The sequence below is a fragment of the Burkholderia sp. PR2 genome (genome assembly GCF_052372875.1).
GTDB classification, from domain to species: Bacteria; Pseudomonadota; Gammaproteobacteria; order Burkholderiales; family Burkholderiaceae; genus Burkholderia; species Burkholderia diffusa.
Genome location: NZ_JBQRWH010000004.1, coordinates 2471534 through 2487686, shown reverse-complemented (window position 1 = coordinate 2487686; position 16153 = coordinate 2471534). Strand labels below are relative to the sequence as shown.

At 66.2% G+C, this 16153-nt stretch carries 14 protein-coding genes and 1 pseudogene; 6 read left to right on the top strand and 9 right to left on the bottom strand.

Annotation, left to right across the window (positions count from 1 at the left end; genetic code table 11):
- Positions 1-82 precede the first annotated feature (82 nt).
- Complete coding sequence (locus tag ACT2FV_RS28685; protein ID WP_059527391.1) at positions 83-529, top strand: multidrug/biocide efflux PACE transporter; 447 nt, start codon at positions 83-85, stop codon at positions 527-529.
- 35 nt (positions 530-564) lie between these two features.
- Here the strand turns inward: ACT2FV_RS28685 and ACT2FV_RS28680 are convergent, their stop codons facing one another.
- From ACT2FV_RS28680 to ACT2FV_RS28650, 7 genes are all read right to left on the bottom strand, one after another.
- Positions 565-1779, bottom strand: coding sequence for a chromate transporter (locus tag ACT2FV_RS28680; protein ID WP_151049696.1), 1215 nt, complete (start codon positions 1777-1779; stop codon positions 565-567).
- Positions 1780-1989: 210 nt separating this feature from the next.
- Positions 1990-4329 (bottom strand): bifunctional diguanylate cyclase/phosphodiesterase, encoded by a 2340-nt coding sequence (locus ACT2FV_RS28675; RefSeq protein ID WP_444505229.1) that lies wholly within the window; start codon positions 4327-4329, stop codon positions 1990-1992.
- A gap of 217 nt (positions 4330-4546) precedes the next feature.
- Positions 4547-5428 carry a PhzF family phenazine biosynthesis protein gene (locus ACT2FV_RS28670; protein WP_444505228.1) on the bottom strand — a complete coding sequence of 294 codons (882 nt, stop codon included), beginning with the start codon at positions 5426-5428 and terminating at the stop codon, positions 4547-4549.
- 13 nt (positions 5429-5441) lie between these two features.
- Positions 5442-5900, bottom strand: a complete 459-nt coding sequence (locus ACT2FV_RS28665) for a RidA family protein (protein ID WP_034208050.1) — start codon at positions 5898-5900, stop codon at positions 5442-5444.
- 42 nt (positions 5901-5942) lie between these two features.
- Positions 5943-7124 (bottom strand): aminotransferase-like domain-containing protein, encoded by a 1182-nt coding sequence (locus ACT2FV_RS28660; RefSeq protein WP_444505227.1) that lies wholly within the window; start codon positions 7122-7124, stop codon positions 5943-5945.
- 152 nt (positions 7125-7276) lie between these two features.
- Entirely contained in the window at positions 7277-8185 is a 909-nt protein-coding gene (locus ACT2FV_RS28655) for a DMT family transporter (protein ID WP_444505226.1), read from the bottom strand.
- A gap of 58 nt (positions 8186-8243) precedes the next feature.
- Complete coding sequence (locus tag ACT2FV_RS28650; RefSeq protein WP_444505225.1) at positions 8244-8936, bottom strand: VOC family protein; 693 nt, start codon at positions 8934-8936, stop codon at positions 8244-8246.
- 233 nt (positions 8937-9169) lie between these two features.
- Here ACT2FV_RS28650 and ACT2FV_RS28645 point away from each other — a divergent pair, with 233 nt between their 5' ends.
- From ACT2FV_RS28645 to ACT2FV_RS28630, 4 genes are all read left to right on the top strand, one after another.
- On the top strand, positions 9170-10630 hold the full coding sequence (locus ACT2FV_RS28645; protein WP_059600355.1) for an aminotransferase-like domain-containing protein: 1461 nt from the start codon (positions 9170-9172) through the stop codon (positions 10628-10630).
- A gap of 158 nt (positions 10631-10788) precedes the next feature.
- Entirely contained in the window at positions 10789-12687 is a 1899-nt protein-coding gene (htpG, locus tag ACT2FV_RS28640) for a molecular chaperone HtpG (RefSeq protein ID WP_444505224.1), read from the top strand.
- Positions 12688-12695: 8 nt separating this feature from the next.
- Positions 12696-13292 carry a chorismate--pyruvate lyase family protein gene (locus ACT2FV_RS28635; RefSeq protein WP_444505223.1) on the top strand — a complete coding sequence of 199 codons (597 nt, stop codon included), beginning with the start codon at positions 12696-12698 and terminating at the stop codon, positions 13290-13292.
- Complete coding sequence (locus ACT2FV_RS28630; RefSeq protein WP_444505222.1) at positions 13292-13768, top strand: DNA-deoxyinosine glycosylase; 477 nt, start codon at positions 13292-13294, stop codon at positions 13766-13768. The genes ACT2FV_RS28635 and ACT2FV_RS28630 overlap by 1 nt, the downstream gene beginning before the upstream one ends.
- Before the next feature lie 42 nt (positions 13769-13810).
- On the opposite strand, the gene ACT2FV_RS28625 is transcribed toward ACT2FV_RS28630, so the two are convergent.
- Together ACT2FV_RS28625 and ACT2FV_RS28620 are read right to left on the bottom strand one after the other, a co-directional pair.
- Entirely contained in the window at positions 13811-14626 is an 816-nt protein-coding gene (locus tag ACT2FV_RS28625) for a hypothetical protein (RefSeq protein ID WP_151049684.1), read from the bottom strand.
- Between the two features lie 118 nt (positions 14627-14744).
- Positions 14745-14940: pseudogene (locus ACT2FV_RS28620) on the bottom strand (hypothetical protein).
- A 198-nt stretch (positions 14941-15138) separates the two neighbouring features.
- On the opposite strand from ACT2FV_RS28620, the gene ACT2FV_RS28615 reads away from it, so the two are divergent.
- The gene (locus ACT2FV_RS28615) at positions 15139-16056 is read left to right on the top strand and encodes a hypothetical protein (RefSeq protein WP_059600359.1); all 918 of its coding nucleotides are present in this window, start codon (positions 15139-15141) and stop codon (positions 16054-16056) included.
- The last annotated feature ends 97 nt before the right edge of the window (positions 16057-16153 follow it).

Below are 16153 nucleotides of genomic sequence, written 5' to 3'. Positions count from 1 at the left end.
ACCGATGATATCAAACTGGATTCATGCAGTTACGCCGATCAAAATGGCCGGCATACGCTTCACAAACGAACTGGAGGGACCCATGAAACAGATGAACAAGACGGTGACGGAGCGCCTCGTTCACGCGCTGACGTTCGAACTGGTGGCGATCGCGCTGTGCGCGCCGATCGGCGCGTGGTTGCTCGACATGCCGGTGTCGCACGTCGGCGTGCTGACGGTGATGGTGTCGTTGATCGCGATGGCCTGGAACATGACGTTCAACACGCTGTTCGACCGTTTCGAGCGCCGCGCCGGCCTCACGCGCACGCTCGGGATGCGGATCGCGCACGCGGTCGTATTCGAACTCGGCCTGGTCGCAATGGTGGTGCCGGTTGCCGCGTGGTGGCTGAACGTGAGCCTGGTCGAGGCGCTGCTGCTCGACCTCGGCATCGTGCTGTTCTTCCTGCCGTACACGTTCTGCTTCAACCTCGCGTACGACGCGTTGCGTGCACGCTGGGTCGCACGCCGCGTCGCCGTGCAGGCGAGTTGAACGGCCAGCCGTCGGCGGTGGTGGAGGGCGTGCCGTCAGTGCGCGATGGCGGCCCATAACAGCCACGCGCCGCACACGATTGCGACCGCACCATAGACGGCGTACACGGGCACCTTGAAGCGCGTGAAGCACAGCGTCGCAAACGCGCCCGTGAGCCAGTAGACGGGATCGGCCGGTTCGCGGTGGAGGATCCTCACGACGGCGACGACGAGAAAACCCGTCGTTGCCGCGCGCAGCAGGCGCATCCCGTGCTCGAAGCGCGAATGGCGCTTGAGCCGGAGCAGATGGTTCTGCGCGAATGCGACGAGACACCCCGACGGAATGAACAGCGCGGCGGTCGCGAGCAGCGCGCCGGTCCAGCCGTCGGTCAGGTAGCCGAGGAACGGCACGACGTTCAGCAGCGGGCCGGGCGACACCGGCGACAGCGCGAACGCGAGCGTGAAGTCGTGATCGGAGATGCCGGTGGCCGGCGACACGAACAGCGTCTTGAGCACGGGCAGCGCGGAGAAGCCGCCGCCGAACAGCGTCATGCCGGCGCCGGCGAGCCGCGGCCACAGCAGCGTCTCCTGGTAGTCGCCGGGCAGCGGCAGCGCGAACAGCGCGACGAGCACGGCGAGCAGCACGAGCAGGTTGCGGTCGCGTTTCGACAGCGTGAAGTCGACCGAGTCGTGTTGCGACGGCCCGGTCAGCCAGCCGGCTGCAAACGCAGCGAAGAGAATCCCGACGAAGGCGGCCGGACTATGCGCGAAAGCGAGCAGAATCGTCGATAGCGCGGCGATTGCCTGTTCGAGCCGTGTGCTCGCGAGCGTGCGCAACTGCTTGACCCACGTGACGCCGATCAGTGCGGCGAGCACCATCCCGAAGTGATTGATCAGCATCGGCGCGGCAAGCGAGCGCACGATCGGCGTGCGGTAGAAGATCGCGAACAGCGTCATCAGCAAGGAGAACGGCAGCACGCTCGCGATGCCGGCGATCCATGCGCCGGTGCGGCCGTGCAGCGTCTGGCCGACCTGCACCGCGACATTGCAGCCGACGGGGCCTGGCACGAGCCATGCCAGGGCGACGAGATCGGCGAACACGTGCGGCTCGATGCGCTGCAACCGGTCGACGTAGTGGCGTTCGAGCTGCGCCATCATCGAAAGCCCGCCCCAGGACACGGCGGAAATGCTGGCCACGACCTTGAACAAGGCCCAAAGGGATGCCTGTGCCTGTTCGACACGTTCGGCCGCTTCGACTTCGACGGTTGTCATGACTGTGCTGTTGGCGCTGGGCCTGGTCTTGCGCGTGGAAACGTGCCGGCAGCCCGCCGACACGATGGCCCTCCCGATTGTCCGCCGCGCATCGTGACACTGCCATGCGCGAAAACGCTAGTTAATGAACTAAACAACCGGATCGGAAACCGAAATAATCGGTGTGCTGCGCAACATTGCCGCGCGGGCTGCGGGCTGCGGGCTGCGGACTCAGGCGCCCGTGCTGCCGGTCGCGCGGTGCGTGAGGACGTTCGGCAGGTCGCCGCGCACGCCGAAGCGTGCGATCAGCGCAGGGATCGCGTCGGCCGGCACGGGGCGCGAGAACAGGAAGCCCTGCGCCTCGATCTCGCCGAGCGCGGACAGCCATGCGATCTGCTCCTCGGTTTCGGTGCCCTCGACGACGACCGTCAGGCCGAGCGAGCGCGCGAGATGCACGATCGACGACACCATCACGCACACGCTGCGATCGTTCGGGATCGCCTGCACGAACGAGCGGTCGACCTTCAGCGTATCGACGGAGAAGCGGTGCAGGTACGACAGCGACGAATAGCCGGTACCGAAATCGTCGAGCGCGACCCGGATGCCGAGCTTCTTCAACGCGACGATCTTCTCGGAGACGAGCTCCGGATATTCCATCATCGCGGTCTCGGTGATCTCGATTTCGAGCCGGTTCGCGTCGATGCCGGTGTCCTGCAGCGCCTGCGAAATCGTCTCGATCAGGTCGCCGCGCCAGAACTGCACCGGCGAGATGTTGACCGCGAGCGTCAGCGTGTCGTGGCCATCGTCGCGCCAGCGCGCGATCTGTTCGCACGCGGTGCGGATCACGAAGTCGCCGATGGGCACGATCAGGCCCGTCGATTCGGCAATCGAAATGAATTCGTTCGCGGAGATGATCCCGTGCTCGGGGTGATCCCAGCGCGCGAGCGCCTCGAAGCCGGTGATCGTGCGGTGCGTCAGGTCGATCTTCGGCTGGTAAGCGAGGAACAGTTGCCCCTCGGCGAGCGCGACGCGCAATTGCTGTTCCCAGCGCATCAGGTGGTCCGCGCGATGCGACAGGTGCGGCGCGTAGAACTGGTAGCAGTTCTTGCCCGCGTCCTTCGCGCTGTACATCGCGAGATCGGCCTTCTTTAGCAGGTCGATCTCGCTTTCGTTCGCGACGGTGTGCAGCGCGATGCCGATGCTCGCGTGCAGCACGAACGAACTGCCGCGCACGTCGAACGACTCGGCGAACATCCGGATGATCGCTTCCGCGAGCCGCACCGCGCGCCGTTCGACGTCGTCGCCCTTCATCACGACGACGAACTCGTCGCCGCCGATCCGTGCAAGCGACCCCTCGTCGCCGACGGCATCCGACAGGCGCGACGCGGTCATCTGCAGCACGATGTCGCCGGCGTTGTGGCCGAGGGTGTCATTGACGGTCTTGAAGTTGTCGAGGTCGATGAACAGCAGGCCCAGCCGCGACAGGCTGGCCGGCATCGACACGTCGTTGCGCAGCCCGCGCAGCGTCGCGTAGCGGTTCGCGAGGCCGGTGAGGAGGTCGTATTCGGCGAGCTGGGTCATCTCGCGCTCGCGGCCGAGCAGCTTGCCGATCAGCCCCGTCGCGACGCCGAAGAACGCGAGCATCGCGAGCGTGATGAAGCTCGTCATCAGCAGATAGACGTTACGCGTGTGGTAGTAGTCCGCGAATTCTTCGGACTGCGACAGCCCGACCATCACCGCGAGCGGGTAGCCGTCGAGGTGGCGGTACGACACGATGCGCGTCACGCCGTCGATCGGGTCGATGATCGTGCCTGTCACGCGCTCGGAGATCGGGTAGACGCCCGATGCGGAGAACGCGCCGGGTGCGTTGTTGAGCGAGCCGGTGCGCCGCGCGAGCACGGCACCCGTGTCGGACACCACGGCGATCACGCCTTCCTTGCCGATCGCCGCGTTGTTGTAGAAATCGTTCGTGAAGTAGCTCGGGTCTTCCGACACCACGACGATGCCCGCGAAGCTGCCGTCCGGATTGTTCAGGCGCCGCGTCATCTGCAGCGTCCAGTGGCTCGACACGCGGCCGAGCACGGGCTTGCTGATGTACAGGCGGTCGTCGTTGTGCGCGAGGTGGACCTTGAAGTGCTCGCGGTCGGCCAGGTTGATCGGCTTCGGATGGAGTTCGGCCGTGTTCGCGAACAGGATGCCCTTCGCGTTGACGAGCGAAACCTGGATCAGCGTGTCGCTCGGCACGACGCCTTTTTCGACCGCGCTCGCGAGGTTGAAGCGCGCGGGCGATTTCTCGAATTCGAACTTGACGAAGCGGGTGATCTGGTCGACCTGGTGGATCGCCTTGACCGTGTGCTGTTCGAGCGCCGACGACAGGATCGCCGCCGAGGCCGCCGCTTCCTTGTACGCGCTGTCCTTTTCGACCGACAGCCGCGCGACGATCACCGCCCACAGCAGCGCAAGCGCCAGCATCCCGAGCAGCGGGATCGCGAACAGCGCGCGCCGGCGCGACTTGCGCGGCGCGCGCAGCGGTCGGGTCGGCGGCGTGTGGTTTGACCGGGCGGAGCTCATCTGAGAGGGCGGCGTCCTGCTCGCATGCGTCATCCGTCTGGATGGCTGGCTATGGTTCGGGTTGTCCCGACGTCTGTTCGTTCGCGGGACACGCAACCATGGACAGACCTCCGAAACAACGGATTAGGCCCGATATTACTGGCTGGAACGCTTTTGCGATAGTTGGGCGAATCGTAGGGGCGCCGGACGGGCCGGCGCCATCGCACATCGCGAAATGTTAAACAGGAGACCGGAAGGTGCCGTCAACGACCGTGACGACGTGGCCGCCGATCCACGTGGTGCCGTCTTCGTCATAACTGACGGAGATGCGGCCGTCGCGGCCGATGGCCGTACCCTGGCGGGCCGTATACGACTGGCCGGGGCGGCGCTCCTGCCGCGTCAGCAGCCCGGCCAGCGCCGCGTTGGCGCTGCCGGTGACCGGGTCCTCGCCGAAGCCGAAGTTGCCGCCCGTCATCAGGCAGCGGATTTCGAATGTCGCGGGGCCGCCTTCGGCATGCGGCGCGTAGACGGCGAGGCCGTCCACGCCATAGCGGCGCGTGAGTGCCTCCAGCGCGACCGGATCGGGCGAAAGGCCGATGCACGCGTCGGCCGACTTCAGTCGCACGACCAGCCACGGCGCGCCGTTGTCCACCGCACACGGCTCGGCTTCCAGGTCGATCGCGTCACTGCGCAACGCGGCAGCCAGCGCCGCGTAGTCCGAACGGTCGAGCGGCGTGACGCGGGCCGGTGGCGCGGCGAACGCCCAGCCGCCGGCCTGCTCGCGCAGCGCGACCCGGCCGACCCCGCACTGCTGGATCAGCCGGCCCGGCGTGCGTGGCCGCGCGCCGCTTTCCAGGAACGCATGCGCGGTGCCGAGCGTCGGATGGCCGGCGAACGGCAGTTCACCGGCCGTCGTGAAGATCCGCACGCGGTAGTCGGCGTCCGGATCGGTCGGCGTGCAGACGAACGTCGTTTCCGACAGGTTCGTCCAGCGGGCGATCTCGAGCATGGCGTCGTCGCCGAGCGAATCGGCGTCGAACACGACGGCGAGCGGGTTGCCCTTGAACGGCACCGACGTGAAGACGTCGACCTGCTTGAAGCGGACGAGACGACCGGTCATCTCGATGCGCCCGTTACGCGACTTCGGCGATCAGTTCGATCTCGACGCACGCGCCGAGCGGAATCTGCGCGACGCCGAACGCCGAACGCGCGTGCTTGCCTGCGTCGCCGAACACTTCGGCGATCAGTTCCGACGCACCGTTCGTCACGATGTGCTGTTCGGTGAAGTCGAGCGTCGAGTTGACGAGGCTCATCAGCTTCACGATGCGCGTGACCTTGTTCAGGTCGCCCGTGTGCGCGTGCAGCGTCGCGAGCAGGTCGATCGCGATCGAGCGTGCGGCCGCCTTGCCGTCTTCCGTCTGCAGATCCGCGCCGAGCTTGCCGGCCCAGACCTTGCCGTCCTTCTTCGCGATGTGGCCCGACAGGTAGACCGTGTTGCCGCTTTGCGCGCTCATCACGTAGGCGGCGGCGGGTGCGCCGGCGGTCGGGAGTTCGATGCCGAGCGACTTCAGTTTGTCGTAGACGTTAGCCATGTGTTCGATTCCTCGTTGAGAGTCGTGACAGGAAAAAGGGGATCAGAGACGCTCGCGCAGCAGCTTGCCGAGGCGCGCGACGCCTTCCTCGATCTTCTCCGGCGGCACCGTCACGAACGACAGGCGCAGCGTGTTCTGCTGCGGGTCGTTCGCGAAGAACGGCGCGCCCGGCACGAAGGCGACGTGGTTGGCGACCGCGGCCTCGAGCAGCTTCATGCTGTCGATCTGCGCGGGCAGATTGACCCAGATGAACATGCCGCCGTCCGGGCGGTTCCACGTGACGCCTTCCGGCATGTGGCGCGCGAGCGACGCGAGCATCGCCTCGCATTGCGCGCCGTACAGCTGGCGGATCGTCGGGATGTGCTCGTCGAGGAAGCCGTCCTTGATCACTTCGTGCGCGATGCGCTGCGTGAGCGTCGGCGTGTGCAGGTCGGTGGCCTGCTTGGCCTGCACGAGCTTGAAGTGGAGCTCCTCGGGGGCAATGATGTAGCCGATCCGCAGGCCCGGCGCGAGCACCTTCGAGAACGTGCCGAGGTGCACGATATGGTCGGGCGCCATCGACAGCATCGTCGGCAGCGGTTCGCCCTGGTAGTTCAGTGCGCCGTACGGGTCGTCTTCCAGCACCGGGAACGGGCTCGACTGCGCGAACGCGGCGAGCGCTCGACGGCGCTCGACGGGCAGGCGGCGGCCGGTCGGGTTCTGGAAGTTCGGCTGCGCGTACAGCAGGCGCGCACCTTGCGTCAGGTCGGACGTGAGGCCTTCGGGCAGCAGGCCCAGCTCGTCGGTCGGCACCTGCACGTAGCGCGGCTCGTACAGCGAGAACGACTGCAGCGCGCCGAGGTAGGTCGGGGTTTCGACGAGGATCGGGCTGTCCGGATCGATCAGCGCCTTGCCGAGCAGGTCGAGCGCCTGCTGCGAGCCGGTCGTGATCAGCACCTGCGACACGCGCACGCTGTAGCGCTCGGCGATCCATTCGCGCAGCGGCAGGTAGCCTTCGGTCGCGCTGTACTGGAGTGCGGCGGCGGGCGCATCGCGCAGCACGCGGTCGGCCGCGGCGCGCATGCGTTCGGCCGGGAACGTCGCGGGAGCGGGCAGGCCGCCTGCGAACGAGATGACCTCGGGGCGTTCCGTGACCTTCAGGATCTCGCGGATCGCAGAGCTCGTCAGCTTGCGGGCGCGTTCGGAAAGCTGCCAGTGCGGCGGATGCAGGTCGCTCGGATTCATAGTCTCCTCGTTCGGATATCGTGGTCAGTCAAGAAAGGTCGATCGGGCTGATCGCGTCGACGCGGCCGGGTGGGCGCGCGGGAGCGCGATCGGGCCGTCGCGGCCGGGTGGGCAAAACCGTTCAGGCAAAACGAACATTATGGCGCACCTCATCAACCGGCGCGAGCGGCGCGCGGGGCCGTGGCCACCGCCGAGCGCCGGCCCAGCATCACGGTCGCGATCACGGCGGCCGCGAACAGCCAGGTCGACGGCATCACCGTCTCGCCGAACAGCAGCGCGGAAAAGGCGATCGTGAAGAAGATCTGCAGCAGCTGCACCTGGCCGACGCGCGCGATGCCGCCCATGGCGAGCCCGGCGTACCACGCGAAAAAGCCGATGAATTGCGAAAAAAGGGTCACGTAGCCGAATGCAAGCCACGTGCGCAACGCGAGCGGGGCAGGGTGCGCGACGTGCTGCGTCCATGCGAGCCAGCCGACCGGCAGCACCAGGAACGGCGCGGACACGACGAGCGCCCAGCAGATCACCTGCCAGCCGCCGATCTGGCGCGCGAGGCGCGCGCCTTCCGCGTAGCCGAGCGCGCCGATGCCGACCGCGACGAGCATCAGTGCGTCGCCGGCCTGCACCGTGCCGCCGCCGTCACGCAGCGCGAACGCGATCACGAGCGCGCTGCCCGCCAGCGCGCTGGCCCAGAACGCCTTCGACGGCCGCTCGTGCGACAGCCACGCCGCGTACAGCGCGACGAACAGCGGCTGCAGCCCGTTGACGACCGCGCCGTGCGAGGCCGGCACGGTTTTCATCGCCCAGGCGGAGAACACCGGATACGCGATGATCACGCCGGCCGACACGACCGCGAGGCTTTTCAGCTGCGCGCGGGTCGGCAGCCGTTCGCGGCGCCACCACAGCAGCAGGCCGGCCGGCACCGACGCGGCGAGCGCGCGGCCGAGCCCGTTCAGTAGCGGGTTGAGTTCGGAGACGACGATCCGCGTCATCGGCAGCGTCAGGCTGAAGATCATCACGCCGATGAGGCCGAGCAGCATGCCCCGGGTTTCGCGCGAATTCATGAAATGGGTGTCTCCGTAATGCGGGGTTCGTGTAATCGGGGGGGGGCGGCAGGGGCGTTCAGCGCAGCGTGCGTGCGCCCTGCGGCGTGTCGAATTCGGCGACGAGCGCCGGCGGGCCGTCGCCGGTGTCGACGTCGAGCAGATGGCCGGCGCCGAGCCAGTCGAGCTGCTCGCGGATGACGTCCGCATGCGGGTGGATGCCCTTGAGCGCTTTCAGTGCGACGCCGTCGTTCGGCAGCGATTCGGCCGGATGGCGCGGGCTGTCCCACTGGATCAGCGATGGCACGAGGCCGTCGCCGACGCCTTGCCACGCGGGAAACGCGCCGTCGTCGGGCACCGTGAGACCCCAGCTCAGGTCGCCGCGCCGCATCGCGACGACCGGCGCGATGCGCGCCGGGTACTGGCTTTGCCACATCGCGAGCTGGCGCGGGCGGTCGACGCGCGCGACCCAGTGAGCGAGAAACGGGCCCTGCGCGAGCCGTGCGTGCATCGCCGGATCGTCGAGCGCGAACAGCCGCGCGCGCGGTGGCGTGGCGCCGTCGTCCGGGGCGGGTGCGTCGGGGTCGATCGCGATCACTTCGAGATAGAGCCCGCCCCAGACGCCGAACAGCGCATTGTGGGTCCGCATCAGCGGGTGGCGGCCGCCGCCGGCCGGCTCGATGCCGAGCGAAGCGGCGACATGGCGCACGCCTTCGTCGAGCGTGCGCGCGGCGATCACGAGATGGTCGAGGGTCAGGGAGCGGGCTGGCATGAACGTCGGTCGGGAAGCGAAAGTGTCATGGTGGGCGGGCGATGCGCCGGACGGTTGCGGAACCGGCCGGTGCCCGGGCCGCGATGCAGGCCCGGCGGTGCGGCACCGCGTGCGGCAAGGCCGCGACGGCAGCCGCACGATCGCCATTCCGGTCAACTGTAATCGTCGGCACCGGCACAGTAACGGTACAATCGGCGCGATAGCCTTCGGTACAGTTGGAGCCGCCACCACCCATGTCCACCGTCCCACTCGCCCAGATTCCCGCGCCGCACGATACGGCCACGCTCACGCTCGTCGACCAGCTCGTCCAATGGGCGCGGCGCCGAATCGACGAACGCGTGTTCCGGCCCGGCATGCGGATGCCGTCGATCCGCAAGCTCGCGCTCGACAAGAGCGTGTCGCGCTTTACCGTGGTGGAAGCGTACGAACGGCTCGTCGCGCAGGGCTACCTCGACTCGCGGCGCGGCTCGGGTTTCTACGTGCGCGAGCGCACGGCCACCGGCCCGCAGCCGGCCGACAACGTGGTGCGCGTGGCCGAGGCCGCGCCCGTGCACAACACGATCGACGTCGTCTGGCTGCTGCGCAACATGCTGCACACCGTCAGTCCGGAAAAAGGGCCGGGTCTCGGCTACTTGCCGGGCCGCTGGCTCGACGGCGAGCTGATCACCGGCGCGCTGCGCGCGCTCGGGCGCCAGTCCGGCGCGCAGATGCTCGGTTTCGGCACCGCGCAGGGTTTCCTGCCGCTGCGCCAGCAATTGCAGACGCGGCTCGCGGAAGTCGAGATCGGCGCGAAGCCCGAGCAGCTCGTGCTGGTGTCGGGCATCACGCAGGCGATCGACCTGATCTCGCGGATCTACGTGCGGCCCGGCGATGCGGTGATCGTTGGCGATCCCGCGTGGTTCCAGATGTTCGGCCGCTTCGCGTCGCAGGGCGCGCAACTGGTCGGCATGCCCTATACGCCCGACGGCCCCGATCTCGACGCGCTGGAAACGCTCGTGCAGATGTGGCGGCCGAAGATGCTCGTGATCAATTCGGTGCTGCAGAACCCGACCGGCACGTCGCTGTCGGCCGCGCAGGCGTTCCGGATCCTGAAGCTCGCGGAGGCGTACGACTTCCTCGTCGTCGAGGACGACGTGTACGGCGACCTGTGCCCGCCGAGCTATCCGGCCACGCGGCTCGCGAGTCTCGACCAGCTGAAGCGCGTGATCTACCTGGGCAGCTATTCGAAGACGCTCGCGGCGAATTTGCGGGTCGGCTATGTCGCCTGCGCACCGGAGATCGCGAAGGCGGTCACCGACCAGAAAATGCTGGTCGGCATGACGACGCCGGAGCTCAACGAGCGCGTCTTGTACAAGATCCTGACCGAAGGGCATTACCGGCGCCACGTCGAGCGGCTGCGCGCGCGGCTCGACGGCGTGCGCGACAAGACCGCGCGGATGCTCGAGCGTACCGGGTTGCGGCTCTTCACGATGCCGGCGGCGGGGATGTTCCTGTGGGCCGACACGGGCGTCGATTCGGACGCGCTCGCGGCCGCCGCGCACGAGGAAGGGTTCCTGCTGACGCCGGGGAGCCTGTTCTCGCCGCAGCAGTCGTCGTCGACCTGGACGCGCTTCAACGTCGCGAACTGCGGCGATCCGGCGCTGCCGGGGTTTCTCGCGCGCTATATCGAAGCGGCGGCGCGGCGCGCGTCGTGACGGCGGGCGGCACGCCGCCCCTTGAAATCCGCTCGCCCGTCCCCAGATACCCGCGCGAACCGCTTGCGCCAGGCGGTCGTCCTTGACGGGCCCGCCGGCATCGCGCGCCGGCCGCCCGCGCCACACCATTCAAGTTCATGTAAGAGGAAACAGCATCCATGGCACACGAAACGATGAGCTTTCAGGCAGAGGTCAAGCAACTCCTCCACCTGATGATTCATTCGCTCTACAGCAACAAGGAAATCTTCCTGCGCGAACTGGTGTCGAACGCGTCCGACGCCGCCGACAAGCTGCGTTTCGAAGGGCTCGCGGACAACGCGCTGTACGAGAACGATCCGAACCTGCGCATCCGCATCGGCTACGACAAGGCCGCCCGCACGATCACGATCGACGACAACGGCATCGGCATGAGCCGCGACGAGGCGATCGCGAACCTCGGCACGATCGCGCGTTCGGGCACCAAGGAATTCTTCACGAAGCTGTCCGGTGACCAGCAGAAGGACGCGGCGCTGATCGGCCAGTTCGGCGTCGGCTTCTACTCGGGCTTCATCGTCGCGGACAAGATCACCGTCGAGACGCGCCGCGCGGGCCTGCCGGCGAACGAAGCCGTGCGCTGGGAAAGCGCGGGCGAGGGCGATTTCACGATCGACGCGATCGAGCGCGCGCAACGCGGCACGACGATCACGCTGCACCTGCGCGAAGGCGAGGACGAACTGCTGTCGTCGCACCGCTTGAAGTCGATCATCCAGAAGTATTCCGATCACATCGCGCTGCCGATCCTGATGCAGAAGGAAGAGTGGGATCAGGAAAAGGGCGAGATGGCCCTGAAGGACGAGGACGAGACCGTCAACCAGGCGAGCGCGCTCTGGACGCGTTCGAAGAGCGACGTCACGGACGAGCAGTACACGCAGTTCTACCAGCATATCGCGCACGACCACCAGGATCCGCTCACGTGGACGCACAACCGCGTCGAGGGCCGCAGCGAATACACGCAGCTGCTGTTCGTGCCGGCGCATGCGCCGTTCGACCTGTGGAACCGCGATTACCGCGGCGGCCTGAAGCTGTACGTGAAGCGCGTGTTCATCATGGACGACGCCGAGCAGTTGCTGCCGCAATACCTGCGCTTCGTGAAGGGCGTCGTCGATTCGGCCGACCTGCCGCTGAACGTGTCGCGTGAAATCCTGCAGGAAAGCCGCGACGTGAAGGCGATCCGCGAAGGCGTGACCAAGCGCGCGCTGTCGATGCTCGAGGAACTCGCGAACGCGGAAGAGGACGCCGGCAAGGAGAAGTACAAGACGTTCTGGAGCGCGTTCGGCCAGGTGCTGAAGGAAGGTCTGGGCGAGGATCACGCGAACCGCGAGCGGATCGCGAAGCTGCTGCGCTTCGCCTCGACGCACGGCGACACCGACGCGCAGGACGTGTCGCTCGCCGACTACGTGTCGCGCATGAAGCCCGAGCAGAGCAAGATCTACTACGTGACTGCCGATACGTGGCAGGCCGCGAAGAACAGCCCGCACCTGGAAGTGTTCCGCAAGAAGGGTGTCGAGGTGCTGCTGCTGACCGATCGCGTCGACGAATGGATGCTGTCGTTCCTGCATGAATTCGACGGCAAGCCGCTCGCGAGCGTGGCCCGCGGCGATCTCGACCTCGGCGAGCTGAACGACGAGGAAAAGAAGGCGCAGGAGCAGGCGGGCGAGGCGATCAAGCCGGTCGTCGAGAAGATGAAGGAAGCGCTCGGTGACAAGGTGAAGGAAGTGCGCGTCACGTTCCGCCTGACCGATTCGCCGTCGTGCCTCGTCGCGGACGATAACGACATGAGCGGTTACCTGCAGCGGATGCTGAAGGCGGCCGGCCAGAATGCGCCGGCGATGCAGCCGATTCTCGAGATCAATCCTGAGCACGCGCTCGTGAAGCAGCTGAACACCGACAGCGCCAACTTCGGCGACTGGTGCCACCTGCTGTTCGACCAGGCGTTGCTGGCCGAAGGCGGGATGCTCGACGATCCGGCGAGCTTCGTGAAGCGTACCAACGCGCTGCTGCTGTCGCGCTCCGCGTGAACGCGCGGATGCGATTCGACGGCGCACGGGCGGGCTGGCGCGAAACGCCCCGGCCCGGCTGCACGCTCGACCAGCGCGACTGGCTGACGCGCGGTGGTTCGTTGACCGCGCATCTGGCGCAGCTCGGCGCTGTGAGCGTACGCGTGACGCGCGAGGCCGTCGACTGCGCGTGGTTCGACGAACCGGACGCGCTCGACAGTGCGCCGCGCGCGCCGATGTGGGTGCGCGAGGTGATCCTGTCGGTCGACGGCATGCCGTACGTCGCCGCGCACAGCATCGCGCCGCTCGCGGCCAGCAAGGGCGTGTGGCAGGCGATGCGGCGGTTGCGCACGCGACCGCTCGCGGAGCTGCTGTACAGCGATCCGCAAGTCGAGCGCTCCACGCTCGTCAGCCGGCGCGTGATCGCCGGTCATCCACTGTATGCGCTCGCGAGCCATGCGTTGCAGGGTGCGCGGGCGCCGCATGCGTTCGCCGCGCGGCGCTCGGTGTTCCAGCGGCACGGCAAGCCGTTGATGGTCACCGAGTGCATGCTGCCTGCGCTGTGGCGCCATCTCGATGCGCACGGCGACGGGCCGCGATCCGTCGGGCCGCGCGGGGCGGCGTGATGCTGCAGGGCTTTGGGCCGGTCGTCGGGCCGCATACGCACACGATGATCCTCGGCAGCTTTCCGGGCGAGGCGTCGCTCGATGCCGCGCAGTACTACGCACATCCGCGTAACCAGTTCTGGCGGTTGCTCGGTGCCGTGCTCGGCGAGCCGGGGCTGCACGAGCTTGTGTACGACGCGCGGCTCGAGCGCGTGCTTTCGCACGGCATCGGTATCTGGGACGTCCTCGATGCGTGCCATCGACAAGGCAGCCTCGATTCTGCTATCCGGAATGCGAAGCCGAACGACTTTGCGTCGTTGCGCGAGCATGCGCCGTTGCTCAAGCGTGTGTGCTTCAACGGCAAGACGGCAGGGCGGTTTGCGGAGGTGATCGGCGAGGCCGGATACGACACGCTCGTGCTGCCTTCGTCGAGCCCGGCGAACGCGATGCTGTCGTTCGAGCAGAAGTTGGCGGCTTGGCTAGCGCTTTGCGCGTGATGCCCACACACATTGTCGGAATGGGGGCCGAGTAACGGTTGCTTATTTGTTCAACAGGCCTTCCACGTTCGAAAACTCGTCAGTTCTTGACTCGATGGCGCGACGAGCCTCTCTGACGAAATAGTCTTCCGAGGTTTGATTATCGATATCTTCGAGCACCTTTTGTTTGAACTCGTCGAAAGATTCACAGGTCCTCAGGGCGATTGATATGGCAACAAGTTGTGTCTGCAGATAGTGAAGATGACCGGTCAAGCGATTTTCAAGCTCGAATAATTTGTCTGGAATTTCTCCATAGGGCAAGTTTCTCCACGAGTCTCGCTTATGCTGATCAGCTTCGATCTGATTGGTCGCCATATCTACTGCGTATTTGTCGTAGACGTCGAGCGACGTACGCTTAATGGCGAGTGGTTGACCTGCTTTGTACTCGCGTCGTGCGCGAAGGCGTTGCTCATTCTCAGGTCGGCAAGTGTAGTCGTGAAGTGCTTTCAATGCCCACTCCGGACATTGCCGGCTACTAGGTTTTCCCGGTTCGATTAACCATGCTTGAATGCTTCGGACAGACACGTTCTTGGCCGTCAATTCCGAAATAATTGTAGCTACCTGTTGTCTGTCACCGGAGAAGTCGTTTTCGACGAGGCAACGCATCTCGTTTCTGCGGCGCTCACCGAGGTGATTCTCCCAAAGCTCATCCCTGAGAATTTTCAGTTCCGCTGTGCTGAATTTTTTCTTCGAACCAGCCAGTGGGCGGATCGTGAGGTCGGCCGAGGATTGAATATTTCGCGCAAATTCGATCTCGAAAACTGTTTGAGATTCGATGTGAGTAGCGCGGCTCGATAAATAGACATATGACCAGGTCATTACACCACCGGTAATCGAAATTGACTTGCGCACATTGTGCGCGCACAATGTGCGCAAGTCAATCGTGAAGCGTGTGTTTTGAGTCTCCGGCGAGGACGCGGCCAGCGCCCCCGCCCGCTCAATTTTCTTTATCTGATCTCCATTCGGGCTTCTCGCGCTTGATCCAGTACACGACGATCGGTAGTGCGGACAACGTCGCAGTGCACATGCCGTACGTGAGAGGGTGACTTGTGGAGCGGCAGTAGCGACACGCTCGCAATGACTCCGATCGCGAACCGGGGCGGCACGACCCAGCCCAGCCAAGCCACAGGCAACCCCCATTCTCAGCGATAGCGTTTCGCCGGAAACCAGATCTTCCTGCAGCTCGAGGTCATGTGTCCTTCATCGATCACCGAATGCAGCGTAGCGCCAACCGGATTCGAAGTCATGCAGGGCATGCGGCACGGCCACGATCCCCCGCCAATGCTATCCTCTCGTCCGCTAAAACCAGCTTCACCCAGCGAGATTCACACATGACCCGACTGATCAAGCGCGCGTCCGCCGAGGCGCGCGCGTTCAAGCAACGCAAGCCGGCCGCCTACAACGGCTCCGAAAAGCTCCAGCCGCCGCGCGTGAAGCGCCGTCCGGAGATCGACGAACACGACGACGTGCCCGTCCTCGAGGCGCCGCGCAAGCCGCGCTTCGCACCCGTCACGTTCTCCGAAGAGCGCGGCGTGCGCTTCCTGCACTTCGGTACCGAATGGGTGCAGGGTGCGATGCGGATCTCGAAGCCGCTGCACATCGAGCTCGAATACGCGCAGCAGATGATGGCGTGGCTGCTGTTCCTCGAAACGCCCGAGCGGATCGTCCAGCTCGGGCTCGGCACCGGCGCGCTCACCAAGTTCTCGCACCGCTTCCTGCCGCACGCGAAGGTCGAGGCCGTCGAACTGAACCCGGCCGTGATCGTCGCGGCGCGCACGATGTTCGCGCTGCCGCCCGATGACGCACGCCTCGTCGTGCATGAAGCCGATGCATGGGATTTCGTCAACGATCCAGCCAACCGCGGCACGACGGGCGCATTGCAGATCGACCTGTACGACGCGACCGCCCGCGGCCCGGTGCTCGACAGCGTCGCGTTCTACCGCGCGGTGCGCGGCTGCCTCGCCGACGCGGGCGTCGCGACGATCAACCTGTTCGGCGACCATCCGAGCTTCGTGCGCAACATGAAGCACCTGAACGCGGCCTTCGACCATCGCGTGATCGCGCTGCCGGAAGTGCACGACGGCAACCGGATCGCGATCGCGTTCTCGGGCCCCGCGCTCGACGTGTCGTTCGCGCAGCTGGAAGCGCGCGCGAAGCTGATCGAGGACACGCTGAAGCTCCCCGCGCGCAAGTGGGTGAAAGCTTTGAAAGAAACGACCGGCGCACGCGAATCCTCGTTCGCGATCTGACGCTCATGCACCGGTCGCATGCCGGTGCAACCGCTTGACTGGGGGGCGGATCACCTCGGGTTCGCCCCTGCTTGACCGCTCGCTCGCGGCTCCTATA

Excerpts from the sequence above, each read along its gene's own strand:
- ACT2FV_RS28685 (WP_059527391.1), top strand. The coding sequence starts at position 83 with ATGAAACAGATGAACAAGACGGTGACGGAGCGCCTCGTTCACGCGCTG.
- ACT2FV_RS28680 (WP_151049696.1), bottom strand. The coding sequence starts at position 1,779 with ATGACAACCGTCGAAGTCGAAGCGGCCGAACGTGTCGAACAGGCACAG.
- ACT2FV_RS28675 (WP_444505229.1), bottom strand. The coding sequence starts at position 4,329 with ATGAGCTCCGCCCGGTCAAACCACACGCCGCCGACCCGACCGCTGCGC.
- ACT2FV_RS28670 (WP_444505228.1), bottom strand. The coding sequence starts at position 5,428 with ATGACCGGTCGTCTCGTCCGCTTCAAGCAGGTCGACGTCTTCACGTCG.
- ACT2FV_RS28665 (WP_034208050.1), bottom strand. The coding sequence starts at position 5,900 with ATGGCTAACGTCTACGACAAACTGAAGTCGCTCGGCATCGAACTCCCG.
- ACT2FV_RS28660 (WP_444505227.1), bottom strand. The coding sequence starts at position 7,124 with ATGAATCCGAGCGACCTGCATCCGCCGCACTGGCAGCTTTCCGAACGC.
- ACT2FV_RS28655 (WP_444505226.1), bottom strand. The coding sequence starts at position 8,185 with ATGAATTCGCGCGAAACCCGGGGCATGCTGCTCGGCCTCATCGGCGTG.
- ACT2FV_RS28650 (WP_444505225.1), bottom strand. The coding sequence starts at position 8,936 with ATGCCAGCCCGCTCCCTGACCCTCGACCATCTCGTGATCGCCGCGCGC.
- ACT2FV_RS28645 (WP_059600355.1), top strand. The coding sequence starts at position 9,170 with ATGTCCACCGTCCCACTCGCCCAGATTCCCGCGCCGCACGATACGGCC.
- htpG (WP_444505224.1), top strand. The coding sequence starts at position 10,789 with ATGGCACACGAAACGATGAGCTTTCAGGCAGAGGTCAAGCAACTCCTC.
- ACT2FV_RS28635 (WP_444505223.1), top strand. The coding sequence starts at position 12,696 with ATGCGATTCGACGGCGCACGGGCGGGCTGGCGCGAAACGCCCCGGCCC.
- ACT2FV_RS28630 (WP_444505222.1), top strand. The coding sequence starts at position 13,292 with ATGCTGCAGGGCTTTGGGCCGGTCGTCGGGCCGCATACGCACACGATG.
- ACT2FV_RS28625 (WP_151049684.1), bottom strand. The coding sequence starts at position 14,626 with ATGACCTGGTCATATGTCTATTTATCGAGCCGCGCTACTCACATCGAA.
- ACT2FV_RS28615 (WP_059600359.1), top strand. The coding sequence starts at position 15,139 with ATGACCCGACTGATCAAGCGCGCGTCCGCCGAGGCGCGCGCGTTCAAG.